Below are 20,537 nucleotides of genomic sequence, written 5' to 3' on the forward strand. Positions count from 1 at the left end.
TTTGTAGATTGCCTTATTCCATAACAAACCTAATATTACGACGAGAATAGGGATTTGATGTTAACAGAATAAAGTTAATAAGAATGAACCTTATTCTGTTAACACTATTCCCTCTTTATCTTATGATGTTTTATGCATATGTTTTATCAGTTAACCACTTTTCTTGAGTATACGCCATTTCCCAAAAAGCTAATTCATATTGACAGCTGATGGTAAATGCAGATTTCATTTTTTCTTTTTCTGTTTCAGATGCAAGTTCAGCAAGCCGATCAAGGTGGTGAATTTGTTCCAGTACAAGTTTAACAAACCATTCTCCACCGTAAGTATCAATCCATGTACGATAAATTTCTTCTTTTGGTTTTGCCCCTTTAAAGCTCTGTCCAATATCATAATAAATCCAGTAACATGGAAGCAAACTAGCGATGACCTCGCCAACTGTACCTGTCTCTGCTACTCGGTATAAATGGGATGTATAGGCATAGGCAGTAGGAGCTGGTCTAAACTGGTTTAGCTCTTCTTCTGAAACTTTTAATAACTCCATAAATTTGTTATGTAACCCTAGTTCTGCTTCATAAGTCCCTTGCGCATGTGAAGCCATTCTCGAAGTCATATATAAATTCTCCGCTTTAGAAGCAGCGATTGCTTGCACACGTGCAAAATGTGATAAATAGTAAGAATCTTGTAACACGTAAAAGCGGAAACACTCAATTGGTAAATCTCCCTTAGCGATTCCTTTGACAAAAGGGTGTTCAAAATTAGCTTCCCAAATATCATGTACTTCTTTCCTTAACATTTGTGTAAACGTTTCTTTTGTTGCCATCATTTCTACCTCTTCTCTCTTTTTTAATGAGCATAAAAAATCCAGAAAAGCGAAAAAACCACTTCCTTAAAGAAAGTGGCTACTGTATACATTATTCATTTAGTTATATTACGTTAACTAAATTTATATACGCCACTTCCCTACGCTGGTATCAATCAGATCAGGTTCTAAGAGTCTTAAAGTTACACTTTAATCTCAGCCTTTTAAAGGCACCCCTAGTGGATTTATGTAATTATGCTGTCATCGTTATGTTATCATCTTATCAAAAAATGTCAACTTAAATGAAAAGCATCTTGAAGTATAGTAATGAGTAATGTCATGCTTCTCTTTCAGTTATCATGTTTAAGTGAGTTGGATGAAATGTTGTTGTATCGTTAACACTTCAAATCGCGTAACACTAAATTGGCATTGACTAAAAGTAACGATAACCTCAGGTATTAACCACTTAAAAATCTCGACCTTTCGACGCTTTACCTTCTCAATTTAGTGAAGTTTTTCTTTCTAATGAAACCATTCGACTTTTTATCATCTTAAAATAGGTTTATACTAGAATTATGATATTGGGTAAAGAATGGGTGAATACTATTGGAAACACATATTTTTTCAAAAGGGGAAGAAATCGCCAACGCGATTGTTCACGGAGTTGGTGCACTATTAAGTATTGCGGCTCTTGTAATTTTAACTGTTTTCTCATCCTTATATGGAACAGCTTGGCATATTGTCAGCTTTGTTCTATTTGGTATAACGATGGTTATTTTATATTTCTCATCTACTTTGCTACATAGTTTACCAGCAGGCAAAGCAAAAGATGTATTTGAGATTCTCGATCATTCTTCCATTTACTTTTTTATTGCAGGAACGTTCACACCGTTTTTATTTATAACTGTTAAAGGTCCCTTAGGATGGACTTTATTTGGTCTTGTTTGGGGACTAGCAATTGCAGGTACGGTTTTTAAATGTTTTTTTGTTAAAAAATTTTTAGTCCTCTCGACATTACTATATGTTTTGATGGGCTGGCTAATTATATTTGCATGGGAACCTCTTGTTACACACTTAACCACACAAGGCTTGATTTTTCTCATCATTGGTGGCGTTTTATATACTGCTGGGTCGGTATTTTATGTTTGGAGAGGGTTTAAGTACCATCACGCATTGTGGCATGTTTTTGTTCTTGCCGGATCGATTATGCATTTCTTTGCCGTTCTCTCGCTTCTGCCATGATCAATTTTTAAAAATGGTCTGCAGGTGGCTTCTCTTTCACCTGCAGATTGTTTAATACATATTAAGTTGTTGTTCACTTCCTCCTTCTACAAGGCAAACCACTACTTATAATAACTTCATGACTTCATAGCGAAAGCTGACTTTTTTATATCCTTGTTTACGATACATATCCTTTGGAGTATCATTGCTGTCGGCTACAAGTATAACCTTATGATTGTTAAAACGCTTCATAACTTCATATTGCAGAATTGCAGCAATCCCCTTTAATCGGTGAGTTGGTAACACACCTACACTATCAATTTCAGCTGTACACTTATTAATAAATACTTGTAACGAACCTGCTGGCACACCATGATCATATGCGATTAACTGTAACGTATCCTTTGCATTATAATGATAGGAATGAAGTCGTCTATTCAGGTTCACATATTCCTCTCCATAATCTTGATCAAAGTTCCTTTGCAATTGTAAATATTCTGTAAAATTAGCGTTTGTCACTTCCTCAACTACGATTCCATTCTTTTTATCTTTATAGAGAAATTGGAGAGGATTAATTTCATATAACTCCTGACACCCTATCGTATAGAATTGTTGATAAAGGTATACTAAAACATCCTCTTTAATTTTTTCGTCAGCCGGTAAGTAAAACTTCATATGCTCTTGTTGATGATTTTTCTGATAGTCTTCTAAATACCTTTCCGCTTGTTGAAATTCTTGCAAACTGGGATTTATTTTTAATTGAATATAGTTTGCATCATATTTAAAATAGAACGTTGTTGAACCGTAATGATCAAAATTGACTTCTTCTGCTATTAACTGACCATCATGGTGTATATCCCTAAAACTAACCACTGACCATCTCTCCCTACTTACAGCTCTTAAGTATATCGATAAAAAGCATCATTCTAGGAAACTAAGAAACAATGCCCCTACCTATTTTATCATTTTTTCGCAAATTAAGAAGGCTGGGACATAACTAAATGAGCTAACCACAAAAAAGAACAATAACAAATTGATCTTAAAACATCATTTGCAAAAAAAGTCCGTTCCATTGCGCTACAGTCACTCGCTTTCCCTCTATTTCTCGCAGGAGTCGAGTGTTTTCCGCTCCATTTCACTATTCTTTTCATATAAGGGTTCAAATCACACAAAAAAACCGAATGATTAGATGATATAACTCCTAATCATTCGGATAAATCATTAGCTAGCATACTTATGTCCCGACCTCAGTAATACCTCGTTATTACAAATACATTTCGATACCGGGTCCGATTGGAATACCGAATAATCCAAAAATGAATAACAAAACTACCCAAATGACTAAGAAGACCATTGAATAAGGGATCATTAAGGAAATAAGCGTACCTAAACCTGCTTTTTTATCGTATTCTCTCATAAAAGCAAGAACTACGAGGATATACGGATTTAATGGCGTAATGATATTTGTAGTTGAATCGGCAATTCTATACGCTGCTTGGATAAAAGCAGGGTTATAATCAAGTAACATAAACAATGGAATAAAAATTGGGGCTAATAATGCCCATTGAGCAGAACCACTAAAGATTAATAGATTCAGTATAGAGACAAGAATAATAAATCCAATAATTACAGGAATACCAGTTAAATTGATGGAAGATAAGAATTCCGCACCATTGACTGCAATCCAAGTACCTAAATTGGACCAGTTAAAATAGGCAATAAATTGTGACGCAGCAAAGATAAGGACGATATAACCTGCCATATCTTTCATCGAATCTGCCATATACTTTGGAATATCAGCACTTTTTGTGATCTTCTTCACTGTTACTCCGTAGGCTGTTCCTATCGTTACAAAGAATAATAAAACAATTGGGATAATTCCGCTTAAAAATGGGGAAGGGATCATACCACCTTCTTCGTTTCTAAGTGGGGAGTCTGGTAAGAAAATAATTGTAAGTAAAAGAGCAATATATGCCAGACCCGCTATAACGGCATTTCTTAATCCTTTTGACTCGATAGCTGAAACCGGTTCAAAATTCTTTTTCAAATCCCCATCATATTTGCCTAATCTTGGTTCGATTACCTTTTCAGTTAAGAATCCACCAACTAAAGTTAAAAGAACAGTAGAAACAGACATAAAATACCAGTTATCAACAGGTGATACAACAAATGATGGATCAATTGCTTTCGCTGCCTCTGTAGTAATACCCGCCAATAACGCATCTGTTCCAGCGATTAAGATATTAGCTGAAAATCCTGCACCTACGCCAGCAAACCCCGCTGCTAAACCAGCTAATGGATGCCTACCAACAGTGTAGAAAACCATCGCAGCTAACGGTGGTACAAGTACGAATGCCGCATCTGAAGCAATATTCCCCAAAATACCAATAAAGAATACCGCATATGTAACTAATGACTTGGGTGTACCTAAGATCGACTTTTTAATCGCTGTTTCTAGTAAACCTACTTTATCAGCTAAGCCGACACCAAGCATCATAGCTAACACAAGCCCTAGTGGTGCGAAACCAGTAAAGTTCGATAGCATCTCAGTTAATATAAATTGTAGACCTTCACCAGAAAGTAAACTCTTAATGGCCAACTCTTCCCCAGTGCCTGGGTGCACTACTGTGACATCAAACTGGTTTACAATGAATGTTAATACCATAACAAACACTGCAAGATAAACGAATATAAAAAATGGATCTGGTAGCTTGTTCCCTATCGTTTCAATGCCGGACAAGAATTTAGACATTAAACCCTTTTTTTCTTGTTCATTATTTACATTTGCTTGCAAATCATTTCACTCTCCTTACGTCGAATTTTATCGGAATTTATCCTTAACATTTCCGTTATTATATCATCACATTTATATTGTGAATAGTCTTTTTTTAATCTTTTTTGTCTTTTTTGATAATTTTCTAAAAAATATAATTTATTCTTACAAATATAAGAATATATAGAAATAATATGGTTGAAAATAATTCTCAATGTTCGCCTTCAAGTTTATATTAATTAATTACAAACAATAAAAAAACCCAAACAACTGGAAATAAATTATATTTCAGGTGCTTAGGTTCAAAATATACGGTTTTATTTTTTATATTTTAGCTAACTGTTTAAAGTCTAATTGATAAATCTTTCGTGGTCTCCCGCGATGACCTGTCTCTTCTCCAATGATTTCTGCTAATCCGATCTTTTCCATCTCCATCAAGATTCTTCTTGCGTTGCGATCAGTGCTTTTTAGCCAATGAGATAAATCTTGAGAAGTAATCATATTTTTTTGGTAGTGCAATGATAAAGACTCAATTTTTGCAACAACTTTACTACTTATACCTGCATCTTTAAATATTTTTTCCCAATCATTTCCGTAAATCCTTGAATGAAAACTTATTTCTTCTCGTTCATTTTTAATAATCGTTAATTCTTTTTCTTCATTAACAGAGATAACAATTGGGCCCTTAAATTCACGAGCATGAGAGAAAGCCATACTCACATTTTCCTCAGCCTCTAATACTGTTAAACCAAAGCCTACACCTATGCGGACTCGTAACCGACTATTGACAAAAATTTCTTCACTGATTGTCAACATAGATTGATCTCTCATAAATAGCTCAAGTTCTCCTCGCGTTGTAAAAATATAGTGGACACCATCATCCATCTGGACAACCGAACCATTCATTTTTTCACCAACGTCAAGCAAGACTTTTTTTAGTTCTAATTCTTGATGCTTTAACCGAAAGGATCGCCTTCTTTCTTCACTTTCAGAAGAAGCAACGATGCGTTCGACACCAATAATGACAAGTTGTGATTTACGGTACCATGATGCTTGTCCCTTTTCTTTAATGGTTTCTAAAGAACGTCTGACCGTTAATTCAGATTGCTCGATTCGATAAGTTGGGATGTTCATCTTCGTTAATTCTTTATACACCTTATTTAAACAAGTAATAGCAATATCAACTTTGTTACTTTCATATAATTCTTTATGGAAAGCAATAATTTCTTCAGCCGGCATATATCCGTCGTAAGAATTCATCTGGAAAAGGACTCGATTCCTTACTAGCGGATCGAGTCCTCTATCCATCTCTTCTTCTTGAATAGTATCCAAACTAAAACGCTTTTGCACTTGATCGCTATCTAAAAAAATCTTTACTAAGACAGCAAGCAGGCCCGCGCCACTTAAGGGAATATAACTCGCTTCTTTTTTTGTAATCACTTTCTTGGATAATGCATAGAAATATGGCGCCTGCCCTGAAAAAAGCCACTGGTCGACCCATTCTCTATTTCTAATAATAATTTGCTCCGTTTCTTCAGTCGATTCATACACAAAGGGAATAAAGTGAAGTTCATCGTAGTCCGCCCCTGTATCTATGATCATTTTAACTGAATCTTTCGGTCCGATAACCCCCACTCGAATTTTCATCCAACGCACCTGCCTCCAACAAATTAAACGATATATCCTTATTTTAACATGATTGGTTAAGGTTCGTTCTTTTTAACTTATTGCCACCCTAAAATCACACGACAAATTGATTCAACGGCAATAGGCAGTACCTCTTCATCATAATCAAAACTTGGATGATGATGTCCAGCAGCGAGCGGTGTTCCAAATAACATATAGTTCGCCGCTCCCCCATTTTGCCTAACCTTCTCTAACATAAAGGCTGCGTCTTCAGAAGCCCCTAAAGGTAGTTTTGGAATCACATTTTTAATATTTGAACTGCCTTTCACTGCCCCATTAATAAAATCTATCCATTCATCTTGACACTCTGCACTCGGCGCCTGGCCAACGATTTCAACATTTGTTGTGACATCATAAAGAGCTCCACTTGCATGAATAATTCTCATTGCTTCGGCAACCATGTAATCCTCATTGAGTTCAGTCGATGAACCTCGTGTTTCTAATTGCATTTTCGCATAATCAGCAATGATATTTCGGCCACTTCCTGCCTCTAGTGTCCCTATATTGATGCGTGTCGCACCACCTGCGTGTCTTGTAATACCATTTAAATGTAATGAAGCGGCTGCAGCGGCTAATAAAGCATTCCTGCCTTCATTTGGCTCTAATCCAGCATGTGCAGATTTTCCAAAGTATTCAACGTCTATCTTTGTACTGGCTAAGAACTGATCTGTTGTTGCCACTATGTCACCTACGTTTAATGAGTGGATACCTATATGCCCGCTTAAAAAGACATCCGCATCATCTAGTAAGCCTTTATCCACCATCGGCTTTGCCCCTCGTCCCCCTTCTTCTCCAGGTTGAAATAACAAGGTGAACCGGCCGTTTAATTGGTGGCGATTTTCATGAATAAAACGCGCAACACCCAAACCTATAGCGGTGTGCCCATCATGACCACACGCATGCATATAGCCTTCTCTGTTGCTATGAAACCCTTGAGCAAAAGGAAAATGCGCTTCATCCTCTGCTTCATTAATCGGCAGCGCATCGATATCAAATCGCAGAACAATATGTTTTCCTTTGCGACCAGTGTCGAAATAGGCTCTAAGTCCGGTAAAAGCACCTTTCATTAAATATAAATGTGCCTTATTTATGCCCGCCTCCATGGCTCTTTGTTCTTCTTTTTCTATCTGATCTTCTGTTGGCAATCCCATTCTTGTATGTGGATGAAGAATTGCCTGCCCCATCTCTACTTCAAAATCGAGCTTTTCTATCTCTTCAGCAATCTTTGCAGTTGTCACATACTCTGTCCAAGCTACCTCTGGATATGCATGAAACATTCTTCTCATTTTAGTTAAATACGGGGTGATGTCTTTAATGAATGCTTCCATTTGAAAAAATTCCTCCTATAAACCCTTACTTTGTAATTGTTCAATTGTATCTACAGCAACTTGAGCCATCAATTCCATACCGATCGGCAAAATATTTTCATTCAGTTGGAAAGAAGGGTTGTGAAGTGGCTTTTGATTATGTCCTATTGAACAACCTAGCCAATAATAAACACCCGGATATTCTTTTAAAAAGCGGCCAAAATCCTCTCCCGCCATTGATGGAGCGACTTCTGGAACATTTTCCTTACCTACAAATTTCGCCGCTGTTTCCTTCACTCTTTCAGCCCACTCCGGCGTGTTTACTGTCGCAGGATAACCATCAAGGTAAGTGATGTCGACCTGTCCACCGAGCGCTTTAACAGTGTCTGTTACGATTTGATGAAAACGATTCTTCACTTCTGACTTTACATGATCCGCTAACGTTCTTACTGTCCCTTCAATCATTACTTCTTCCGCTATGACGTTATGGGCAACCCCACCAGATACCTTGCCAATTGTAACAACCGCTGATTCTAGTGGATCAATGTTTCGGCTCACAATCGTTTGCAACATTGTAATCACTTGGTTCGCGATAATAATTGCATCTTTTGTCATATGCGGCATACTGGCATGCCCACCTGAACCAGTGATTTTCAAAGAAAACCGATCAGAATTACCCATCATCGCTCCCGATCTAACACCTATTTGCCCTGGCGGGAGGTCTGGCCATACATGCTGCCCAATAATAACTGATGGTTTATATTCATCAAATACACCGTCTTCCATCATTGTCTTCGCTCCACCTATTGGAGACTTTTCTTCCGCCGGCTGAAATAGGAGCAAGATCGTTCCAGCTAAATTGCTTTTATGGTTATTTAAGATAATACCAGCTCCTAATAGCATTGCTGCATGACTATCGTGACCACAAGCATGCATCACACCTTTTACTTTCGAAGAATAAGAGACACCACTTTGTTCTTCAATCGGTAAGGCATCAATATCCGCCCGTAAACATATCGTCGGCCCCTGTTTTTCTCCTTTAATAATTGCTAGAATCCCAGTTTTAGCAAAACCAGTTTGATATGGAATTTGATAATCGTTTAGTTTCTGTTGTATTTTCAAAGATGTTTGCACTTCTTCACCACTTAGCTCTGGATACTCGTGAAGTTCACGCCTAAACAATGTTAATTCAGTAGCTATTTTTTTTGCTTCGCCTTTAAAAGAAACGGACATGATAATCTCTCCCTCTTCAAAATCATTAAGGAAAAATTCCTTATTAATTCCGATAATACACTAAAATCAATCAAATTTGAGGGAAATCCGGGAATTTTTTAAAAATTTTCACTAAATTTATTCTGCAAAACGAAAAATGAGATGATATTTGATCAAAACTCCCCCATTAACAACTATTCATTTTCACTCTCCGTTTCTAGACGTAAAAGATGCTCCTTTCTTTCTATACCTCCGCCATATCCGCCCAATTTTCCACTTGCTTTAATCACGCGATGACAGGGTATGATAATGGCTATTTGGTTGGCTCCATTGGCATTTCCAACAGCTCTTACGCGGTTGCTATTCCCTAATAAATTAGCAATATCTTGATAAGAAACAGTTTGTCCATATGGAATCTTTTGCAAAAGAGACCACACTTCCATTTGAAAACATGTTCCTTGAAGGAAAAGAGGAATAGTAAATTGTCGAAGTTGTTTAGCAAAATAAAGCTTGAGCTGTTCTTCTAGTTTTCGATTGATTGTCGTAACCCCTGGCAGTATCCGCGCATTTTGTTTATTTCGTATGTTTTCAATCTCTTTTTCAAGACCTCTCCTATCGATAAATTCCAATAAATACAAATACTTTTCATCGCTAATACTAATCATCCTACCAAGAGGTGTCGATAAAATATTCGCATATACTATCGATAAAGAAGCTCTCTTTGGAGACCTACCAATGATTTTCGAGAAAGCATCATTAAAGGCACTCGATGAATCATAGCCGAGCAATACTTGTTGGTCTATCACTTTTTTTCCATTTAATATTTCTTTAAAGGCGATACCCATTCTTCTTGAGCGGGCGTACTGTACAAAGGTCATCCCGTAAATTTCTTTAAACTTTCTTCTTGCTGTTGCTGAATGAATACCTAGTTCGCGAAAATCCGCTTCCTTCCATCTTTTCTCTGGGCTAGCCTCAACTGCTAAAACTAATTTCTCAATTTCGTTAGGAATACTGTTTGGATAGAATAATGGTGTACAACGTTTACAAGGACGATAGCCTGCTAATAATGCTTCCTCTGCCGTTAAGAAGAATTCACAATTCTCATACTTAGGTTTTCTGGCTGAACAAGTTGCATGACAAAAGATACCTGTTGTTCTTATACCTACAAAGAAAATCCCATCGTATTGTGAATTTCTTTGAACTAACGCTTCGTAAAACTCTGTTTTCTTTTCCTCACTTATAATCATAGTTGTCCCTCCTTTATTTCGGTAATTGCTACTATTATTATAGCGAGGCTAAGCAAAATTTCTTTCTGAAAATGAACAACTATTTTTAACTAGATTGACATTCCTTTCATAGTCATTTCAATCATTTAGATGATGGGTGATATAATATTCTTTTTTCAACCAGTCATTTCCCTTCAAATTGATTGTATAAATGCAACCATATGATGAACTTCACCTTTTGCGGAATGATTTAGTAGGGTGCCAAACTGCACCATATGCGACGAGCAGTAATTTTTTATGAGGATAATGATAATGTAGTGTGGAATATTATATGATGGAAATGGCTCTTTTCTTTCTTCATTAGTCATACGCTCTGCCTATCTAAACATCTTTCACTCCATTCATTCGTGACCAACAACAGGTAAATTTAATGATTTCTGCTGTTTGTCTGACTCTCTTCTAGGGACTTACAATAAATACAGCTGCATTTGTTTCAGAAATATAGCTTCTACAAAGTTTCGCTTGTAGCTTTCCGACCGGCTTCTCCATATCTAATTAAACAAATCGTAGTTATTCTTTTCCCCCTTTAGAAAGTTAACGCTTTTTTCATCATGTGTTCATAGGTTATTCATATTTAATGTGTATAGTAATATTACAGCTAGGACATAAACAAATTCCCCCCCTTTTGAAATAGGGATTGAACATGTAGGATTGTTCAATCCCTTTCTTATTGCCTTTACTAAGCAATTCCCCTTATTTTTTTATTCGTATGATGCACATACTTGTCCTGATATCATAAGATAACAGTGAATAAAAATTTTCTTTCCCGCTAAAACCAGTTTGCTTCGTCTATAGCCCACCTAGTGATAAAGACTCGCTAGTGGGCTACTTTATTTGTTAACAAATTCGAACTGGTCTTACTCATCAATCTCTTTCGTATTTTTTTCAAAAAAGGCCAAAGTAATTTGCTCACTTACTCTCTTCTGATTCACCAATTGAAAACGATTTTTTTTATAAAAATTGATTGCTGGTGTATTTTTAATTGCTGTTGAAACCTTCAATTTTCTGAATTTGTTTTCACCCTCAATAAAGTTTAATAGTGCTTGTGCAACTCCCTTTTTAAAAAGTATTGGATGGACCACTAAGCGACAAACCTCTATGACATCACTATCAATATGAATAGATATAACCCCATATAATCGACCCTTCATGTAATAACCAAAAAAAGTTTCTCGACAATGTCGCAAAGTTTCTACCGTCTCTTTTAATGGAGGTAAATCATATGAACCAATTATCTCTGCTTCTATTTTGTATGCAGCGATTTGAATGGAGAGCACCTCTTGAGCTGACTCAATGTCAGTAATATCAATTCTTTTTATCATTATCCAAATCCCCCACTCTATCAACTCTTATAAAGCTTTTACCTTGTTACATATCTGTGGCATGTATTGCCATTATATCATCCTATTTTTATACAAACGCTATAATTTAACTCCTTGATTGTCTATAATAATAAAAAGTAATAAAAGTTGGGGGGACTTGGATATGTTAGCAAATTGGCTGAAAAATGCACATTCAACCGTTATTTTTACTGGGGCTGGTATGTCTACTGAAAGTGGCTTACCCGATTTCCGCTCATCTACAGGCTTATGGAAGCAATTTAACCCAACACAATTAGCTAGTATTGATGCATTGAACAATCAACTCAATGATTTTATGCACTTTTATCAAGAAAGAGTGCAAAGTGTCCAGCTTGTAATGCCTCATAAAGGACATAGCATTCTCGCGAAATGGGAAGAACAAGGGTTAATTAAAGGGATTATTACGCAAAATGTTGATGGATTACATCAAGAAGCAGGTTCCACACATGTAGCAGAACTGCACGGAACTTTAAGAAGATTTCACTGTCAAAGCTGTGGGAAGTCAAAGAATAGAGTAGATTTTATAAAACAACTAACCCAGTGTCACTGTGGTGGTAAGATAAGACCGTCTATCGTATTATTCGGAGAGCAGTTACCAAAAGATGCTTTCGAAGTTGCGCTACACTTATCTGAATTTAGCGACCTCTTTATCGTTTTAGGTTCCTCTCTATCAGTAGCCCCAGCCAATCAATTTCCTTTAATCGCAAAAGAAGCAGGGGCTAGGTTAGTAATCATTAATGAAGAACCAACTGACCTCGATCATTATGCTGACTTGGTCATTAATGAGAGGAAGATTGGAGAAGTATTATCCGCTGTTGATCAACAATTATAAAGCAATAATCTAAGAGAATTCGATCTAAATGACGAGAAAACTTTACTAAAAAAAATTATCCATTAATGCTTTACCTACAGCACACTATTGTTATCGCTTGTTTTAGGTTATCTTTGCATTTAAATTCACGGATAACCCCCGACTCCTTATTGTCTTATATCGATAGATTCTTTTCTTAAATGACTATATTTACAGGCGTTAACTACAACTATTAATAAAAAAAGCCTGATAACAATGGTTATCAGACTTCCTCCCAAGTGGGGCTTAGGATCATAACCTTACTATATTATGATTCTTTTTCATTTGCATCTATTTTGTCAAAAAATCTAACATGGTTTTTTATTTTTACAAACTTTGGCTAAGTTTAGGACAAATCATCTGTCAGCTGATGTTCATTTTCCGTTCAATTAACCAGAAAAGCTTATGGCAATAATAGAAGGATCATAGTAGAGACACTCGCACTATCGACAGTAAACCAATCCCATTTTCCATTAAGAAAGGAAAAAGAAGTTGAATGGTTTAAAGCAGTGAAAGAAAGCGTGAAGCTAACAGGTGGGGTGATCGTCTGCAGGAATTATATTAGCAGCAACTTGTGCAGTGCTTATCACACAACCACTACAGGAATTGTATCTTTTCGGGATGACGATTGTTATCAAACTGGATACTTTATGTTGTTCGTATTTGCTTATTATCTGCACTTTTTGTTTGGACTACTAAAAAGAAAAGGACAACCTTATGGTGAAGAACCTTTGAAACAATCAAGTAGGTATATCTCTCCTCACTTTGAAGCAAACTATTATAAAAAAAGTAAGGAGGGACTTTCATGGGATTACTCAATGCTTTTAACGAGTGGCGTGAAACGAGATATGCTAATCACGTGGAGAAAATGAAAGATCTCGAAAAATGCCCTGATTGTCGTGGAAAGGGATTTCAATATTTTGCAGGTCAAGAATATATGTTTATGGACGACGATGCATATTATTGTGCTAGCTGTAATGGCAGTGGCGAGTATGATATATGGGAAAGTAACCAAATCAAATGATATTCCTTTGACCATTTAAAAAACCATCTCCAGCATTATCTGGAGATGGTTTTTTTATTGAAAATCTATTTCTATAATCATTACTTCTGATTGAGAACCTATACGTAGTGCTGGTCCCCATAATCCGAATCCAGAAGAAGTAAAAGAATGTAATTGCTCTTTTGCCATATAGCCCCAATCATTTTCAAACAATTTTGCAGTAATTAAATTAGCAGGAAATAGCTGCCCCCTATGTGTATGACCTGAGAATATTACATCTGCTCCTGCCTCTTGTGCTTCTGTAATCTCATGAGGCTGATGATCTAATACAATAATGGGTAAATCTTTTGTTTCATTCATAGCAATAAGTTCCTCTATGGTCTTTCTATTAGGGTTTGTTAAATCCTCTCTGCCAATTACTACAAATTGGTCATTTATCATTGCTGCTTCATCCATTAAATAGTGAATACCGATCTCATTTAATTCCTTTTTTAATTGATCATTATCGCCACCATAATAATCATGGTTACCAGGAGAAGCAAAAACACCCAGTGGGGCTTCTAGTTTTGCCATCGTTTTATTCATTTCCTTCTCTACATATGGGGTAATATCATCATTAATAATGTCACCTGGAATAAAAATAATATCAGGTTTCTCCTCTTTCGCTATTTTCACCAACTTCTCAAGATGATTATTACCTACAATTGTACCGAGATGTAAGTCTGATGCCATTAATACCTTTACATGACCTTCTTCTTCATCATTAGCCTTTTCAATTGTTATTTGATAGTCTCTCACTATCGGTGTCCAAGCGTTATATGTACCGTATATAAAGACAAACGTAAAAAACGCAACAACCGCCCAACCTGCATAAGTGAAGAATCTAGCATTTTTCTTTGTAATAAAATAAAGCAAATTGATAATCGGTAATAGGAGCATACCATAGCCAACAATGACAAGCCAATATCCACCAATCCATTCAATAACCGGCAGATGAAACGAAAATCCAACAAAAAATGATATTGAAAGAAGAAAAACAACTACGATAAATGTTTTTTTGAAACGAAAAGAAAAAGTTTTACGTAACCAACGCCATGTATTAAAGCCAATATAGTAACAAGTTAAGCCATAAATAAGTATCATTGTGATGCCAACGAACAATGTAAGCATATTTTTCCCCTTCACATTATGTATAAAGTATAGAACTGTAAAAAATATTATCAAAGACGTATGTTGAAAACAACTAATTGCTTCTCAAATGACAAAAATAATGTTAAATGACTTGATTTCATATAAAGAAAGAAAGAAGCCTCCACTTTTACTGTGAAGACTTTAAGGTGTGATTTGTTTTTTAATTTGCTGTAATTCTTTTAAAGATAGGCCTTCTAAAGATTGTTTAATTTCTTTTGCTATTTCCCTCTTATGTTGCTCTTCATACTCATTCCACCACTGTCTTAGTCCTTCAGTAGAATCAAGAAGATAATCAAAGTCTATCTCCTCGACTGTTTCATCTGTTAAGTAATTCATTACTGCTGCAAGCATAGAGTTGAGGTGGTTGATCTCCTTATTATTATTTTCTTCTTTTTTAGCCATACGCTCATACCCTTCATCTATTGTTAACGATAGTATGGTCTATTTAGCTTTTAATTAATAAATAAATAAAGTATGGTGCACCAATGGCAGAAACGACTAACCCAATCGGTATTTCCGAAGGTGCTAAAATCGTACGTGAAACAACATCTGAGAAAAGTAACAGCACCGCGCCGACCAATGCTGAAACAGGTAATAAAATTTCATTTCTCGGCCCAACTAGTTTTTTCGCTAGCTGTGGAGCCACTAAACCTAAGAATGAAATGCCTCCACCAACAGCGACACAAGACCCAGCTAATCCAACAGCAAGTAGTAATAACCATTTTCTTTGACGATTGACATTGACACCTAGGCCAGTAGACATCGCATCCCCTAGTGTAAGAACATTTAAATACCTCGCCTTAAATAACACAATCGGTATCAGTACAATTAACCAAGGTAAAAGGGCATATGTATAACTCCAACTCACGCCAGAAATATTACCCGATAACCAAACAGTTGCCTGTGTAAAGGAACGAGGATCCATTTTTAATTGGAGAATAATAATTAAAGCTGAAAAAGCTGCATTAATACCTATACCTACTAAGATTAACCGTATAGGTGTAACACCAGACGACTTTTTCCACGAGAAAACATAAATGAAAAAAGCCGCAAGTAAAGCCCCACATAATGCAAATATAGGGAGAATAAACAGTTGTAATAGTTCAGATTCAAATCTTATCCCCTGTGTGAAAAAGATATATAAAATTACAGCAAATCCAGCACCACTATTAATACCTAAAATCCCCGGATCCGCCAGACCGTTTTGAGTCGCACTTTGTAATATCGCACCAGAAACAGCCATGCCAATACCAATTAAAATGGCTAGAACAATCCTTGGTAAACGAAACTCAAAAACGATTAAATCATATTGCCCAGGGGTAGAAGATAATACACTATTGAAAATAGCAACAGGTGAAATAAAACTGGATCCAAAGCTCAAACTAGCTATAAAGAGGACAACTAATAATATCGTTAAAAAGAAAACAACCGCTTTCCATTTTTGTTTCATTATCTTCCACCTTCCCTTCTTGCTAAATAAAGAAAGAAAGGTACGCCAATCAATGCCATGATGGCACCCACTGGTGTTTCAAAAGGAGGATTAATCATTCGCGCACCAATATCCGCTAACACAAGTAGTAGACCCCCTAATACGCTTGAGCAAGGGATGATTAACCGGTAATCTGTTCCAACTAAAAACCTAACCATATGTGGGATAACGAGGCCCACAAATCCAATCGTACCTGATATAGAGACTGCTGCACCAGTTAAGAGTAAAACAACAATAAAACCAATTGTACGTATTAAACCTGTCTTTTGCCCTAGTCCGATGGCCACTTCCTCACCCATACTCAAAACAGTAATGGAACTGCTAATCATAATTGCTAGGATAATACTTATAATAAAAATGGGAATAGCAGGAGCTACACTCTCCCACTGGATACCCGCAACACCACCTGCATACCAAAAACTTAAATCTTTTGCGACATTAAAGTGAATAGCAATTGCAGATGAGATAGAACTTAAAAGAGCCGTAATAGCAGACCCGGCAAGCGCCAGTTTAACAGGCGTCAACCCATTTCGGGATAGCATTCCGACACCAAAAACAAGCCCTGCTCCAATGCTTGCTCCGATAAAAGCAGCAAACATGGTTCCAATTGGGCTTAAAGAGGTAAAGATGGCTAAAGCAACTGCAATAGCAAAGGTAGCACCAGAAGTAACCCCCATAATCGATGGTGACGCTAGTGGGTTTCTTGTCATCCCTTGCATAATTGCCCCTGCAATGGCAAGTGCAGAGCCAACTAATGCTGCCGCCACTACTCGAGGCATCCGTAAATTAATAATAATTTGATGTGTCGTTTTAGATGGGTCATATGATACAACACTTTCCCATACTGTTGAAAGATTAATATTCACTGCACCAAAGGCAATTGAAACAGCCATCGCTAAACAAAGGATGATTGTACCAAGTGTGACGATCATCATCGCAAAAAAACGATTTCTACTTGTGTTTGTTCCATTAAGTAAAGCCATTATGTATCTCTCTTTCATAAAGTAGTGCAAGAAATATCTTGTAATTGATAGTGATAATTGTTATCATTTTCATAGGCTAATTATATCATAGTTCATTTAGGAGGTTAACATCTTGTTCTCATCTCACAAGAAAAAAAACTTATTATTAATTGCAACAATTACAACATCTCTTGCCCTTTTTGGTTGTGGTAATGACGATGCTGAAAATAAGAATAATGACTCCAACCAAGCAACTGAGCAAACCGAGGATCGTGTATTAACTGATGCATTAGGAAACGAAGTAACGATTCCTGCTAATCCTGAACGAGTAGTTGCTACATACTTAGAAGATCATCTTGTCGCTTTAGGTATTACACCCATTGTACAATGGTCTGTTGCTAACGGCAAACAGGAATATCTTCAAGAATATTTAAAGGATGTACCTACAATCGCTCATGATTTACCTTTAGAAGCTGTATCTAGTCAAAATCCAGATTTAATAATTATGGATGGAGCAGGTATGGTTGAAGGTGGTAAATATGATCAATATGCGAAAATTGCGCCAACTTACGTGATTGGTGAAGAAGAAAATAGTGATTGGCGTACAGAACTTGAAACAGTTGGTAAAATCTTCGGTAAAGAAGATAAGGCAACTGAAGTTCTTAAAGAGTACGAAGATAAAGCAGCACAAGTTGAAGAAGAGCTACAAAAAGATCATGCTGGTGAATCTGCTGCAGCTATTTGGTTAGTGAATAACAGTTTATTTGTCGTAAGCAAGGATCTTTCTGCAGGTGATGTAATTTATAATGATCTAGGTATGGCAGTTCCTTCTGTCGTTGAAGAAATTTCAGCAGATGCTACTGGGAACTGGTCTGCGATTTCTTTAGAAAAATTAGCAGATATGGATGTGGACCACCTATTCTTTATTAATAGCGATGGTGAAGGGGCAGAAGTCTTATCTGATCCATTATGGGCAAATATTCCGGCAGTAAAAAATGAGCATGTCTATGAATTCTCTAGGGACACAGGATGGTTGTACACCGGAACGATAGCGAATACACAAATCATTGAAGATGTGGAAGAAACTATTCTTAATAAATAAGACAAGCAAAAAGGCTAAGTTTTCCTTTTGGAATCTTAGCCTTTTTCTTATGCCACGTGATCATGTCCACCTTGTTTATTATGATAAATATGAACAAAAAATGTGATAACGAAGGCTGCAATGATAATACTAAAAAATAATATATGTCCAATCTCTATATGGAACAAACTTAATAACATTTTAATTGCAATGATTCCAATAAGAATAAAAGCTGTTGTCTCTAACTCCGGAATCTTATCAATTAATACTAAAAATAACTTTGCAACTGTGCGCATCATTAAAATCCCAAGCATACCTCCAATTAACAAAATCCATACTTTATCTGAAACAGCAAAGGCAGCTAATATACTATCTACAGAAAAAGCTAAATCCATTAGCTCTACTGAAATAACCGTTCCCCAAAAAACACCAAAAGTACGGATCATCCAACCGTCTTTTTTTACTCCGTCGATATCTTCTTCAGGCGTTTTAAACCAAAATTGTTTAATCACTAAATAAGCTAAATAAGCGGCTCCTAGTACTTTAATCCACCAAAATTTAATCAGCCACATACCTAAACCGATAAAGAGAAATCTGAAAAAATAAGCACCAATTAACCCATACGTAAGTGCTTTTTTTTGCTGCTCCTTCGGTAAATGCTTAACCATAACGGCTAATACCAATGCATTATCAGCTGATAATAGACCTTCTAGAACAATGAGTGTGCCTATATACCCCCAAGAAACAGGATCTGTAAGAACCTCTTTCCACATTGACCAATCAAAAAATGATGCATAGGTTGATAACAACTGATTTAATACTTCCATTGACAAGACTCCTTTAAATGAAATGAACCTATTATACTGCTCTATTATACCAAATAGTTTCGTAACACGAAAGTTTCGCTAAACTAACAAAATCTTTTTCATTTCCTCTCATAAAGTATGAGCAAAAATAATTCTTTTTAATATAATAATTAACAGAAATGTGTAAAAGACTTTTGCTCGTTACTATAAGCTGTACGGAAATAATCCCTTACCTCATTTAAACATTGAGGTTTAACACTAGTTTGTCTAGCATCACGACAATTTATCGCTTCATAAAAAGCGATGATCAGAGGTGAAGTCGATGAGTTTAGGTAAATCTTTTAATCAATGGAAAAATGCGCGAGAACATAAACATTTAGAAAAGATGAAAAGAAGTAATAGATGTCCAGAATGCTATGGACAAGGCTTTTTATTATACCCTAGCCTCATGTACTCCCTACATTCTGATACACTCTTTTGTCCAGGTTGCGAAGGAAGTGGTCGTTTCAATGATTGGGAGCGTATTCAAGAAAAAGAAAAGCGCAGTGAGAATCATAAGTCGAATAAACAAACTTCATCACAAGAACCCAGCGAATATTAGGTGCTTCTTTATCAATTGGCAACGAATTATGTATAGTTTCTGCGGAAATAGTGAATGAAGAGCAGAAAAAGGATGTTTCTCAGCTCTAATGACGATATGTAAACGTAGAAGATTGGTAGGTTACCAAGCTAGTATAGAACATTCAAAAAAGCCCTCTCCAGAAAATGAAAGAGAGGGCTTAAAATGAACTTATACTGTTTTCCAATCAGCAGCGAATTTTTCCATCCCTTGATCTGTCAATGGATGTTTTGTTAACTGCTCAATTACTTTATAAGGAATTGTCGCAATATGTGCACCGGCTAATGCAGCTCTTGTGACATGATCCGGATGTCTCACTGACGCAGCAATAATTTGTGCATCTAACTGATGAATGCGGAAAAGCTCAGCAATTTTAGCAACGAGGGTAATCCCGTCTTCTGAGATATCATCAAGTCTTCCTAAGAACGGTGAAACATAAGTAGCTCCAGCTCTTGCAGCAAGTAATGCTTGGTTCACAGTAAAGATTAATGTGACGTTCGTTTTAACACCTTTTTTGGATAAATATCTTGTTGTTTCAAGACCAGCCATTGTCATTGGCACTTTTATAGTAATGTTCTTATCACCATTATTTATCTTAATCAGTTCCTCAGCCTCAGCAATCATTTGTTCAGCTGTTTCTGCAGAAGGAGTGACCTCAGCAGATACTGATTCTACTTCCGGAACTGCTTGAAGAATTTCTTCAATTCTTGTTTCAAACTTGATGCCTTCTTTTGCTACAAGTGACGGGTTAGTTGTTACGCCTGATAGGACACCTAACTTGTATGCTTGTTTAATTTCATCTAAATTGGCTGTATCTATGAAAAATTTCAATGTAATATACCTCCCTTTCTAACTTCCTTTACTATTATACCATACTAAAGCTGGTAATCG

Annotated in this window: 19 protein-coding genes and 1 riboswitch; of the genes, 5 read left to right on the forward strand and 14 right to left on the reverse strand. The window is 36.3% G+C overall.

Going from position 1 to position 20,537, the window contains the following annotated elements; genetic code table 11:
- Positions 1-130: 130 nt before the first annotated feature.
- A complete protein-coding gene (tenA, locus tag MHH73_RS12655) occupies positions 131-820 on the reverse strand; it encodes a thiaminase II (RefSeq protein WP_191814422.1) in 690 nt (229 codons plus the stop codon).
- Between the two features lie 120 nt (positions 821-940).
- Positions 941-1,047: riboswitch (TPP riboswitch) on the reverse strand.
- 358 nt (positions 1,048-1,405) lie between these two features.
- Here tenA and trhA point away from each other — a divergent pair.
- Positions 1,406-2,041, forward strand: coding sequence for a PAQR family membrane homeostasis protein TrhA (trhA, locus tag MHH73_RS12660; protein WP_191814424.1), 636 nt, complete (start codon positions 1,406-1,408; stop codon positions 2,039-2,041).
- Positions 2,042-2,146: 105 nt separating this feature from the next.
- Here the strand turns inward: trhA and MHH73_RS12665 are convergent, their stop codons facing one another.
- The 7 genes from MHH73_RS12665 to MHH73_RS12695 form a co-directional block, all read right to left on the reverse strand.
- Positions 2,147-2,893 carry a GNAT family N-acetyltransferase gene (locus MHH73_RS12665; RefSeq protein WP_341067203.1) on the reverse strand — a complete coding sequence of 249 codons (747 nt, stop codon included), beginning with the start codon at positions 2,891-2,893 and terminating at the stop codon, positions 2,147-2,149.
- 391 nt (positions 2,894-3,284) lie between these two features.
- On the reverse strand, positions 3,285-4,772 hold the full coding sequence (locus MHH73_RS12670; RefSeq protein ID WP_191814554.1) for an AbgT family transporter: 1,488 nt from the start codon (positions 4,770-4,772) through the stop codon (positions 3,285-3,287).
- 345 nt (positions 4,773-5,117) lie between these two features.
- Positions 5,118-6,440, reverse strand: coding sequence for a hypothetical protein (locus MHH73_RS12675; RefSeq protein WP_225230614.1), 1,323 nt, complete (start codon positions 6,438-6,440; stop codon positions 5,118-5,120).
- A gap of 77 nt (positions 6,441-6,517) precedes the next feature.
- Positions 6,518-7,807 carry an amidohydrolase gene (locus MHH73_RS12680; RefSeq protein ID WP_341067206.1) on the reverse strand — a complete coding sequence of 430 codons (1,290 nt, stop codon included), beginning with the start codon at positions 7,805-7,807 and terminating at the stop codon, positions 6,518-6,520.
- Between the two features lie 15 nt (positions 7,808-7,822).
- Positions 7,823-9,019: a M20 metallopeptidase family protein gene (locus tag MHH73_RS12685; RefSeq protein WP_191814431.1), complete on the reverse strand. Its 1,197-nt coding sequence runs from the start codon at positions 9,017-9,019 to the stop codon at positions 7,823-7,825.
- 173 nt (positions 9,020-9,192) lie between these two features.
- A complete protein-coding gene (locus MHH73_RS12690; RefSeq protein WP_341067209.1) occupies positions 9,193-10,245 on the reverse strand; it encodes a bifunctional transcriptional activator/DNA repair enzyme AdaA in 1,053 nt (350 codons plus the stop codon).
- An 896-nt stretch (positions 10,246-11,141) separates the two neighbouring features.
- Positions 11,142-11,606 carry a GNAT family N-acetyltransferase gene (locus tag MHH73_RS12695; protein WP_341067211.1) on the reverse strand — a complete coding sequence of 155 codons (465 nt, stop codon included), beginning with the start codon at positions 11,604-11,606 and terminating at the stop codon, positions 11,142-11,144.
- Between the two features lie 163 nt (positions 11,607-11,769).
- Between MHH73_RS12695 and MHH73_RS12700 the strand changes: the two genes are divergently transcribed.
- Both MHH73_RS12700 and MHH73_RS12705 read left to right on the forward strand, forming a co-directional pair.
- Positions 11,770-12,477 carry an NAD-dependent deacylase gene (locus tag MHH73_RS12700; RefSeq protein ID WP_341067214.1) on the forward strand — a complete coding sequence of 236 codons (708 nt, stop codon included), beginning with the start codon at positions 11,770-11,772 and terminating at the stop codon, positions 12,475-12,477.
- An 823-nt stretch (positions 12,478-13,300) separates the two neighbouring features.
- Positions 13,301-13,519: a methionine aminopeptidase gene (locus MHH73_RS12705; RefSeq protein WP_095373037.1), complete on the forward strand. Its 219-nt coding sequence runs from the start codon at positions 13,301-13,303 to the stop codon at positions 13,517-13,519.
- A 54-nt stretch (positions 13,520-13,573) separates the two neighbouring features.
- On the opposite strand, the gene MHH73_RS12710 is transcribed toward MHH73_RS12705, so the two are convergent.
- The 4 genes from MHH73_RS12710 to MHH73_RS12725 form a co-directional block, all read right to left on the reverse strand.
- Positions 13,574-14,668 carry a metallophosphoesterase gene (locus MHH73_RS12710; protein ID WP_341067217.1) on the reverse strand — a complete coding sequence of 365 codons (1,095 nt, stop codon included), beginning with the start codon at positions 14,666-14,668 and terminating at the stop codon, positions 13,574-13,576.
- A gap of 162 nt (positions 14,669-14,830) precedes the next feature.
- On the reverse strand, positions 14,831-15,091 hold the full coding sequence (locus tag MHH73_RS12715) for a hypothetical protein (protein ID WP_191814445.1): 261 nt from the start codon (positions 15,089-15,091) through the stop codon (positions 14,831-14,833).
- Positions 15,092-15,134: 43 nt separating this feature from the next.
- Positions 15,135-16,139, reverse strand: a complete 1,005-nt coding sequence (locus tag MHH73_RS12720; protein WP_341067221.1) for a FecCD family ABC transporter permease — start codon at positions 16,137-16,139, stop codon at positions 15,135-15,137.
- The gene (locus tag MHH73_RS12725; RefSeq protein WP_191814450.1) at positions 16,139-17,161 is read right to left on the reverse strand and encodes a FecCD family ABC transporter permease; all 1,023 of its coding nucleotides are present in this window, start codon (positions 17,159-17,161) and stop codon (positions 16,139-16,141) included. Before MHH73_RS12725 ends, MHH73_RS12720 begins: the two co-directional genes overlap by 1 nt.
- Positions 17,162-17,273: 112 nt before the next feature.
- Here MHH73_RS12725 and MHH73_RS12730 point away from each other — a divergent pair, with 112 nt between their 5' ends.
- On the forward strand, positions 17,274-18,242 hold the full coding sequence (locus MHH73_RS12730) for an ABC transporter substrate-binding protein (RefSeq protein WP_341067224.1): 969 nt from the start codon (positions 17,274-17,276) through the stop codon (positions 18,240-18,242).
- A gap of 47 nt (positions 18,243-18,289) precedes the next feature.
- On the opposite strand, the gene MHH73_RS12735 is transcribed toward MHH73_RS12730, so the two are convergent.
- On the reverse strand, positions 18,290-19,048 hold the full coding sequence (locus MHH73_RS12735) for a TerC family protein (RefSeq protein WP_341067227.1): 759 nt from the start codon (positions 19,046-19,048) through the stop codon (positions 18,290-18,292).
- Between the two features lie 301 nt (positions 19,049-19,349).
- Here MHH73_RS12735 and MHH73_RS12740 point away from each other — a divergent pair, with 301 nt between their 5' ends.
- A complete protein-coding gene (locus MHH73_RS12740; RefSeq protein ID WP_341067230.1) occupies positions 19,350-19,628 on the forward strand; it encodes a methionine aminopeptidase in 279 nt (92 codons plus the stop codon).
- Between the two features lie 189 nt (positions 19,629-19,817).
- Here MHH73_RS12740 and fsa read toward each other — a convergent pair whose 3' ends face one another.
- Entirely contained in the window at positions 19,818-20,477 is a 660-nt protein-coding gene (gene fsa / locus MHH73_RS12745; RefSeq protein ID WP_191814459.1) for a fructose-6-phosphate aldolase, read from the reverse strand.
- Between the last annotated feature and the right edge of the window lie 60 nt (positions 20,478-20,537).

The sequence above is a fragment of the Cytobacillus sp. FSL K6-0265 genome (genome assembly GCF_038003465.1).
Lineage (GTDB): Bacteria > Bacillota > Bacilli > Bacillales > Cytobacillaceae > Cytobacillus > Cytobacillus stercorigallinarum.

What these genes read in the sequence shown, in the direction of transcription:
- MHH73_RS12695 (WP_341067211.1), bottom strand. Translation starts at nt 11,606, where the DNA reads ATGATAAAAAGAATTGATATTACTGACATTGAGTCAGCTCAAGAGGTG.
- tenA (WP_191814422.1), bottom strand. Translation starts at nt 820, where the DNA reads ATGGCAACAAAAGAAACGTTTACACAAATGTTAAGGAAAGAAGTACAT.
- MHH73_RS12710 (WP_341067217.1), bottom strand. Translation starts at nt 14,668, where the DNA reads ATGCTTACATTGTTCGTTGGCATCACAATGATACTTATTTATGGCTTA.
- MHH73_RS12685 (WP_191814431.1), bottom strand. Translation starts at nt 9,019, where the DNA reads ATGTCCGTTTCTTTTAAAGGCGAAGCAAAAAAAATAGCTACTGAATTA.
- MHH73_RS12735 (WP_341067227.1), bottom strand. Translation starts at nt 19,048, where the DNA reads ATGGAAGTATTAAATCAGTTGTTATCAACCTATGCATCATTTTTTGAT.
- MHH73_RS12700 (WP_341067214.1), top strand. Translation starts at nt 11,770, where the DNA reads ATGTTAGCAAATTGGCTGAAAAATGCACATTCAACCGTTATTTTTACT.
- MHH73_RS12725 (WP_191814450.1), bottom strand. Translation starts at nt 17,161, where the DNA reads ATGGCTTTACTTAATGGAACAAACACAAGTAGAAATCGTTTTTTTGCG.
- MHH73_RS12675 (WP_225230614.1), bottom strand. Translation starts at nt 6,440, where the DNA reads ATGAAAATTCGAGTGGGGGTTATCGGACCGAAAGATTCAGTTAAAATG.
- MHH73_RS12690 (WP_341067209.1), bottom strand. Translation starts at nt 10,245, where the DNA reads ATGATTATAAGTGAGGAAAAGAAAACAGAGTTTTACGAAGCGTTAGTT.
- MHH73_RS12670 (WP_191814554.1), bottom strand. Translation starts at nt 4,772, where the DNA reads ATGTCTAAATTCTTGTCCGGCATTGAAACGATAGGGAACAAGCTACCA.
- MHH73_RS12715 (WP_191814445.1), bottom strand. Translation starts at nt 15,091, where the DNA reads ATGGCTAAAAAAGAAGAAAATAATAATAAGGAGATCAACCACCTCAAC.
- MHH73_RS12740 (WP_341067230.1), top strand. Translation starts at nt 19,350, where the DNA reads ATGAGTTTAGGTAAATCTTTTAATCAATGGAAAAATGCGCGAGAACAT.
- MHH73_RS12705 (WP_095373037.1), top strand. Translation starts at nt 13,301, where the DNA reads ATGGGATTACTCAATGCTTTTAACGAGTGGCGTGAAACGAGATATGCT.
- MHH73_RS12680 (WP_341067206.1), bottom strand. Translation starts at nt 7,807, where the DNA reads ATGGAAGCATTCATTAAAGACATCACCCCGTATTTAACTAAAATGAGA.
- MHH73_RS12720 (WP_341067221.1), bottom strand. Translation starts at nt 16,139, where the DNA reads ATGAAACAAAAATGGAAAGCGGTTGTTTTCTTTTTAACGATATTATTA.